Here is a 7,241-nt window from a genome sequence, read left to right as displayed (position 1 = left end):
TGCTGTCGGATCTCGGCGCTACGAGGCCCGCAACGGAGTTGTTCGTCGAGGCGTTCTACGATGAAGCAAAACGGCAGCAGACAGATTCGCGATTGCAGGAATGGCTTGATCGCTACGCCACGCGGATCGAAAGCGATCCGCAGTCATTCGATCAGCGCCGCGAACGGATGCGCGCAGTGAATCCGCGATTCGTGTTGAGAAACTGGCTGGCGCAACAGGCCATCGACAAGGCCAACGAGGGTGACGAATCGGAAATCCATGCCTTGCTCGATGTCATGCGCAAGCCGTATGACGATCAGCCCGGCAATGAACGCTTTGCCGGACGTCGTCCGGACTGGGCGCGCAACAAGGCCGGATGTTCCATGCTGTCTTGCAGTTCCTGAGATCCGCTCAGCGATTGCTCTTGAGGATGTAGCTGGCCGTATCCTCGAGCGTCGGTGCGAGGCTATGGAAGCGAATTGCCGCAGCGATGCGGAAATGTCCAACGCCCGGATAGCTGATCAATTCGACCGGAACATCGACCTCCTGCAGTTTCGATTGCAGTGAACGACTGTTCCGTGGCCACACGATTCTGTCGCCCAGCCCGTGGATGAGCAGAAACGGCGGTTCGTCGCCGTCGACAAAATTGACCGGTTGCGAGGTCGGCCAGTCCTGCTCCTCGCCAAACACCTCGACCAGATCCGGGTCGGTCAGCGGCAGGAAGTCATAAGGCCCGGCGATGCCGACAACGCCGGCGAGGTCCGCTGGTGCGAGGTTGACGCTTTCCAGATAGCGCTTGTCCGTGCCCAGCAGGGCGGCAATGTGTGCGCCGGCGGAATGGCCGACCAGGAAAATCCGCTGCGGATCTCCACCGAGTTCGGCGGCGTGATCGAACACCCAGCGCACGGCATGCGCGGCGTCGTATTCGAAATCGGGAAAGCGACCCTGCGGAAAGACCCGGTAGTCAGGTATCACGGCAAGGATTCCCTTCGCTGCCAGCGCCTCGCCGACGAAGGCGTATTCACCCCGATTGCCGCTGCGCCAACTGCCGCCGTAGAAAAACACCGCGATTGGCGGCTTCTTCGATTCCGGCTTGGGCCGATGGACATCGAGCTTGAGATCGAGCTTCTGGTCAAACGTCACTGTTTCCGCAGCGGGCAATTCGCCATGCCCGGTATTGAGCACGCTGAAGGCGACCGTCTGACAGCCACTGATTAGCAGGGCGGTCGAACAGGCCAGCAGGGTGGCGATCGGGCCAGGGCGCTTTGCGGCAGTCATTTGCAGTTCCGGGCGTTGATGTGTGGGCAGGCTTTTGAAGTTGCCTGTCGATCACTGTCTGGATTGTTGCCATTCATGCAGGATCTTGGGTCGGAAAGAGGATTGGAAGACCCGAACATTGACGGATCGCGACTGAATATACGGCGACGGCGCCGGTCCGGATTCATCGTGGAGACCGATGGCGTTGAATCGACCATGCCGATCATCACATGACGGCGGTGCCCAAATCAGTCAGGATCGGGGTTGATCAACAATCGTTTGTTGTCCCGACGGTCGACCCCGCTGCGGAGAAGAAGATGGAAAGACGTGATTTTCTAAGGGTTTCAGGCATTGGCCTCGGCATGTTGCTGACGCCAGCCTTTGGCCGTGCCATCGCCGCCGAAGAACTGGTTGCGCGAATCGATGTCGCCCTGAAGAAAAGCTTGGCGGATACGGCGATGACCGCGGCGCGTGCCGATGGGGCAAGTTATTGTGATGTGCGGATTGGCCGCTACCTGCGCCAGTTCCTGATTACCCGGGAAGACAGGGTCGAGAATGTCGTCAACACCGAATCAACCGGCGTCGGCATTCGTGCGATCGCCAACGGCACCTGGGGATTTGCCGCAACCAGCGATTTGAGCGCCGAAGGTGTCGCGAAAGCGGCACGCCAGGCCGTGCAAATCGCCAAGGCCAATTCGAAGCTGACGGCCGAGCCGGTGCAACTGGCCCCGGTCAAGGGTGTCGGCGAAGTTTCCTGGGCCACGCCGATTGTCAGGAACGCGATGGAAGTGCCGATCAAGGAAAAGCTTGATCGCCTGCTCGAAGTCAACGCCGCCGCGATGGCGGCGGGGGCGAGCTTCGTCAACTCGACCCTGTTCCAGATCAATGAGCAGAAATATTTCGCCTCGACCGATGGCTCGTATATCGATCAAGACATTCACCGCATCTGGGCGCCAATCCAGGTAACCGCCGTCGACAAGGCCAGCGGCAAGTTCCGTCGTCGCGATGGCCTCGGCGCGCCGATGGGCATGGGTTACGAATATCTGGATGGGCGCAAGCAGGACAAGATCGCGTTGCCCGGCGGGGTGACCGGCTACATCAATTCCTACGACATGCTCGAAGACGCCGTCGCTGCGGCGAAGCAGGCCAGGGAGAAGCTCAAGGCGCCGTCGGTCAAACCTGGCAAGTACGACCTTGTTCTTGATCCCAGCCACTTGCTGCTGACGATCCACGAAACGGTCGGTCATCCGCTCGAACTGGATCGTGTGCTCGGCTACGAGGCCAACTACGCCGGAACCAGTTTCGCCACGCTCGACAAATGGAAATCAAAGGACTTCCACTACGGCAGCGACAAGGTCACCATCGTTGCCGACCGGACCCAGAAACACTCGCTCGGTGCGGTCGGCTATGACGATGAGGGCGTCAAGGCGCAGCGCTGGGATCTGATCAAGGATGGCATTCTGGTCAACTACCAGGTCATCCGCGATCAGGCCCATATTCTGGGTCTCGATCATTCCCAGGGCTGCTGCTACGCCGACTCGTGGTCGAGCGTGCAGTTTCAGCGCATGGCCAATGTCTCGCTGGAGCCGGGAAAGCAGACGCTGTCGCCGGCGGACATGGTCAAGGATGTCGACGACGGCATCTATATCATCGGGCGCGGCTCGTACTCGATTGATCAGCAACGCTACAACGCGCAATTCGGTGGCCAGCTGTTCTACGAGATCAAGAAAGGCAGGATCACCGGCATGATCGAGGATGTCGCCTACCAGATCCGTACGCCGGAATTCTGGAATGCTTGCACGGCGATTTGCGACAAGAACGATTATCGAATCGGCGGCACCTTCTTTGACGGCAAGGGCCAGCCGGGGCAGGTGTCTGCGGTTTCACATGGCACCAGTACAGCCCGTTTTGATGGAATCAACGTGATCAACACGGCGCGAAGCCTCGGTTGACCATGCCATAAGCCACATGACGGGAAGTCCGAGGCAGGCCATTCTCGACCAGTATTGCGTTTTGCCCGGTGATCACCGGTGCGCAAGCAACAGTTTTCCGGCCGATATCGGCCGGGGAAAAATCATTCTGAGGCGGAGGACACCATGCAAAGACGTGATTTCATCAAGGCCACCGGTATCGGCCTCGGCGCGCTGATGTTGCCGATCTACGGCCGCGCCATAGCGGCCGACGAACTGGTTGGCAAACTCGATGTCGGCTTGAAGAAGCAATTGGCCGATACCGCGATGACCGCGGCCAAGGCTGATGGTGCCAGCTATTGCGATGTACGCATTGGCCGCTATCTGCGCCAGTTCGTGATTACCCGTGAAGACAAGGTGCAGAACGTCGTCAACACGGAATCGACCGGTGTTGGCATTCGTGTTATCGCCAACGGCACCTGGGGCTTTGCCGCATCGAGTGACCTGAGTGCGGATTCGGTGGCCAAGGCTGCACGTCAGGCGGTACAGATCGCCAAGGCCAACTCGAAGCTGACCACTGAGCCGGTGCAACTCGCTCCGGTCAAGGGCGTAGGCGAAGTCTCCTGGGCCACACCCATCGTCAAGAATGCAATGGAAGTTCCGATCAAGGACAAGGTCGAGCTGCTGCTCGGAGTCAACGCGGCGGCCATGAAGGCCGGTGCCAACTTCGTCAACTCGATGCTGTTCCAGGTCAATGAGCAGAAGTATTTCGCCTCGACCGATGGCTCCTACATCGATCAGGACATTCACCGCATTTGGGCACCGATGACGGTGTCGGCCATCGACAAGGCCACCGGCAAGTTTCGCAGCCGTGATGGCTTGTCGATGCCTGCGGGCATGGGCTACGAGTATCTGGATGGCAAGAAAGAAGACAAATTCGACTTGCCCGGCGGCAATGTCGGATATGGCAATTCCTACGACATGCTCGAGGATGCTGTTGCGGCGGCGAAACAGGCGCAGGAAAAACTCAAGGCGCCGTCGGTCAAGCCCGGCAAGTACGATCTCGTTCTTGACCCCAGCCATCTGTGGCTGACCATTCACGAATCCGTTGGCCATCCGACCGAGCTCGATCGTGTGCTTGGCTACGAGGCCAACTATGCCGGTACGAGCTTTGCCACGCTCGACAAGTGGAAGTCCGGAAAATTCCAGTGGGGTAGTGACAAGGTGACCCTGTTTGCCGACAAGACCCAGCCGCACTCGCTCGGCAAGGTTGCCTACGACGATGAAGGCGTCAAGGCGCAACGCTGGGATCTGATCAAGGACGGCATCCTGGTCAATTACCAGGCCATCCGCGATCAGGCCCACATCCTCGGCCTCGATCATTCACAGGGCTGCTGCTATGCCGATTCCTGGTCGAGCGTGCAGTTCCAGCGCATGGCCAACGTTTCGCTTGAGCCGGGCGAAGAAAAGCTTTCGCCAGCCGATATGGTCAAGGATGTCGAAAACGGCATCTACATCATTGGCGATGGCTCGTTCTCGATTGATCAACAGCGCTACAACGCGCAGTTCGGTGGCCAGCTTTTCTACGAGATCAAGAACGGCAAGATCACCGGCATGATCGAGGATGTCGCCTATCAGATCCGCACGCCGGAATTCTGGAATGCCTGCGTCGCGGTTTGCGACAAGAGTGACTATCGCTTGAACGGGTCATTCTTCGACGGCAAGGGTCAGCCCGGACAGTCATCGGCGGTCTCGCATGGTTCGAGCACGACCCGGTTCAACGGCATCAATGTCATCAACACCGCACGTAGCCTCGGTTGAGAGCAGGAGATTTATCGATGAGTATTTATTCCGAAAAAGACGCCAAGGCCATCCTCGACAAGGTCATCAAATTGTCCAAGGCGGATGAGTGTACGGCGACATTGAGTGGTTCGATCGACGGCAATATCCGCTACGCTCTGAATGCGGTTTCGACCAGCGGTATCGTCAGTGACGCAGAACTTGGCGTGCAGGTGGCATTTGGCAAGCGCGTTGGAACGGCCACGATCAACGAGTTCGATGACAAGTCGCTTGAAAAGGTCGTGCGTCGTGCCGAAGAACTGGCCAAGCTCGCGCCGGAGAATCCAGAGTTCGTGCCGGCGATTGGCAAGCAGAAATATGGTGAATCGAAAACCTGGTTTGACAGCACGGCGGCGATTACGCCGGAATACCGTGCCGGTGTCGCCGCCGATTCGATTGGTCCGAGCAAGGCCGCCGACTGTATCGCTGCCGGCTTCCTCGCCGACAGTGCGCGCTTCTCGGCGATGGCCAACAGCAACGGCAACTTTGCCTACCAGACCAGTACCAATCTCGATTTCACCTGCACCGTACGCACCGAAGACGGTACCGGCTCGGGCTGGGTTGCGCGCAACCTGGCCGATGTCGGGCAATTCAATGCCAAGGACGAAATCAAGATTGCCGTGCAGAAAGCCACCGCATCGAAGGATGCCAAGGCACTTGAGCCGGGCAAATACACGGTGATCATGGAGCCGGCCGCGAGTGCAGGCCTGATCTCGTTCATGATGTTCGGCTTCGATGCGCGGCGTGCCGATGAAGGCCGCAGCTTTCTGTCGAAGAAGGGCGGTGGCAACAAGGTTGGCGAGAAACTCTATGACGAGCGCGTGACCATCTATGCCGATCCGGCTGATCCGGTTGCCGGCGTGCTGCCCTGGGACGATGAAGGTCTGCCGCGTGAGCGCACGCCGATCATCACCAAGGGCAAGGTCGATTACATGCAGTACTCGCGCTACTGGGCCAAGCTCAAGGACAAGCAGGCGAAAGGTCAGCCTGGCAACCTGATCATGGTCGGTGGCGACAAGTCGACGATGGATCTGGTCAAGTCGACCAAGAAGGGCATTCTGGTCACGCGCACCTGGTACATCCGCATGGTCGATCCACAGACCGTATTGCTGACCGGACTGACTCGTGACGGCACCTTTTATATCGAGAACGGCGAGATCAAGTACCCGATCAAGAATTTCCGTTTCAATGAATCGCCGATCATCATGCTCAACAACATCGAGGAGATCGGCAAGCCGGTTCGCGTCGGTGATGATGAGTCGCCGTTCGTGATGATGATTCCGCCGCTGAAGATTCGTGACTTCACGTTTACTTCGCTGTCGGATGCTGTGTAGCGGGGAGTCGGGAGTGGGAAGTGGGGAGTAGGAAAAGCGGCTTCCTGTAGCTTGCAGATCGCCGCGCTTCCGGAACCCACTTTACGAACCTTGCTGATGACTTTCGCATGACTCGCGCCGAATTCCTTCGTCTTGTGGCTGGTGGCCTCGCGCTTGCACCCTTCGTGCAGGCGCGTGGTGCTACTCCCACTCCCAACTCCCCACTCTCAACTCCCGATTCTTACGACTTCTGGTTCACCCGGCTCATGTACGAGTCGGGTGACTGGGATGTTGATGAGCGCATGCCGTCGAACCTGATCGATGCCTTGATCCAGTACACGACGCTGCACGTCGATACCCGGGAGCATATTCTGGCGCTGGCCGATCCGCGCATGCTCGCGGCTCCGTTTTGCTATCTGGCCGGACACAAACTGGTTGAGTTCAATCCTGACGAGCGGCGCAACTTCGAGAAATATGTGAGAAATGGCGGGTTCGTTTTCGTTGATGACTGCAATCACGATATCGACGGACTCTTTGCGAAATCCTTTGAAAGCGAGATGGCGACGATTTTCGGACGCGATGCCTTGCGCAAGTTGCCGAATACGCACCCCTTGTATTCGAGCTTCTTTCGCTTCGACGGTCCCCCTGCCACAGGTTTCGAATTGAACGGCTGGGGTGATGATCTGGTTCACGAATATCTCAAGGGCATCGAGATCAACGGTCGTCTCGGCGTGCTTTACAGCAACAAGGATTACGGCTGCGAGTGGGACTACGATTGGCGCAACAAACGCTTTCTGGCCGAGGACAATACAAAGTTCGCGGTCAATATCGCGGTTTACGCGATGACGAATTAGCAATGCATGCAATCGCATTACCTCCGTGGGAGCTCCCTTCAGGGGCGATGCTCTTGCTGTGAAGATCATAGAAGCATCGCCCCTGAAGG

At 58.1% G+C, this 7,241-nt stretch carries 6 protein-coding genes; 5 read left to right on the top strand and 1 reads right to left on the bottom strand.

The genetic code is table 11. The features are described from left to right. Positions 1 to 383, top strand: a 383-nt coding sequence (locus tag VFN25_RS06130) for a protein adenylyltransferase SelO family protein (protein WP_325139894.1), incomplete at its 5' end; no start/stop codon positions are given. Between the two features lie 7 nt (positions 384 to 390). Here the strand turns inward: VFN25_RS06130 and VFN25_RS06125 are convergent. Continuing rightward, positions 391 to 1,257 (bottom strand): alpha/beta hydrolase, encoded by an 867-nt coding sequence (locus tag VFN25_RS06125; protein ID WP_325139893.1) that lies wholly within the window; start codon positions 1,255 to 1,257, stop codon positions 391 to 393. 296 nt (positions 1,258 to 1,553) lie between these two features. On the opposite strand from VFN25_RS06125, the gene VFN25_RS06120 reads away from it, so the two are divergent. The 4 genes from VFN25_RS06120 (at position 1,554) to VFN25_RS06105 (ending at position 7,152) form a co-directional block, all read left to right on the top strand. Continuing rightward, positions 1,554 to 3,188, top strand: coding sequence for a TldD/PmbA family protein (locus VFN25_RS06120; RefSeq protein ID WP_325139890.1), 1,635 nt, complete (start codon positions 1,554 to 1,556; stop codon positions 3,186 to 3,188). 144 nt (positions 3,189 to 3,332) lie between these two features. Next, complete coding sequence (locus VFN25_RS06115) at positions 3,333 to 4,967, top strand: TldD/PmbA family protein (protein WP_325139888.1); 1,635 nt, start codon at positions 3,333 to 3,335, stop codon at positions 4,965 to 4,967. A 17-nt stretch (positions 4,968 to 4,984) separates the two neighbouring features. After that, entirely contained in the window at positions 4,985 to 6,319 is a 1,335-nt protein-coding gene (locus VFN25_RS06110) for a TldD/PmbA family protein (protein ID WP_325139886.1), read from the top strand. Positions 6,320 to 6,426: 107 nt separating this feature from the next. Next, entirely contained in the window at positions 6,427 to 7,152 is a 726-nt protein-coding gene (locus VFN25_RS06105) for a DUF4159 domain-containing protein (protein ID WP_325139884.1), read from the top strand. Positions 7,153 to 7,241: the final 89 nt, after the last annotated feature.

It is taken from the genome of Dokdonella sp. (assembly GCF_035703485.1).
Taxonomy (GTDB): domain Bacteria; phylum Pseudomonadota; class Gammaproteobacteria; order Xanthomonadales; family Rhodanobacteraceae; genus Dokdonella.
Note: the sequence above shows the minus strand (reverse complement) of the source record. Positions and strands in the feature narration are given on the sequence as shown.